This window comes from Acidovorax sp. KPB24-07, assembly GCF_057543315.1.
This window is the reverse complement of record NZ_BAAJYS010000806.1, coordinates 1-863: the sequence shown is the minus strand read 5'-3', so window position 1 is coordinate 863 and position 863 is coordinate 1. Positions and strand designations below refer to the sequence as shown.

The window sequence follows — 863 nt, the reverse complement described above, 5'->3', positions numbered from 1 at the left end:
TGTCCACCTTCGGGCAGCGCCTGGCCGGCATGGACCTGCCCGCGCTGCCCGCTGCGGAGCCGCGCGCATCGATTTCCTGTACGGCGCGGTGGCCTCGCGCGACTTCCCGGCGCTGGCCTGGCGCCGCGCCTACCAGGCCGAACTGCTGCGCCACCAGCACAGCCTGCGCTACATCCCGCCCGAAGGCGATGCCGCCCTGCGCCGCGCCATCCAGGGCTATCTGCGGCGCGCGCGCGGGCTGGCCTGCGATACCGCGCAGATCCTGGTGGTGCACGGCTCCCAGCAAGGCATCGACCTGTGCGCGCGCCTGCTGCTGGACGCGGGCGATGCCTTCGCCTTCGAAGAGCCCGGCTACCTCATGGCGCGCCGGTGCTTCGAGGCCACGGGCGCGGGCCTGCGGGCCGTGCCCGTGGATGCGCACGGCCTGGACACCGCGCAGCTGCCCGAGGACGGCCGCGTGCGCCTGGCCTATGTGACCCCCTCGCACCAGTTTCCCCTGGGCGGCGTGCTGCCCATCGGCCGGCGCATGGCGCTGCTGCAATGGGCGCAGCGCCACCGCGCGTGGATCGTCGAGGACGACTACGACGGCGAATTCCGCTACGGCCAGCGCCCCATCGATGCGCTGCAGTCCATCGACCCCGATGGCCGCGTGATCTACATGGGCACCTTCTCCAAGGCGCTGTCGCCGCAGCTGCGCCTGGGCTACCTCGTGCTGCCCACGGCCCTGGTGGCGGTGTTCCGCCAGGCCAAGCGCATGGCCGACCGGCATGCGCCGGTGCTGGAGCAGCGCACGCTGGCCGCGCTGATCGAAACCGGCGCGTACGAGCGCCACGTGCGGCGCACCCGGCGCGAGCACGAACGCC

Annotated in this window: 1 pseudogene; it reads left to right on the top strand. The window is 73.3% G+C overall.

Annotated features, from left to right (window positions below):
* Positions 1 to 863: pseudogene (locus AC27IQ_RS25960) on the top strand (aminotransferase-like domain-containing protein); the annotation flags it as partial.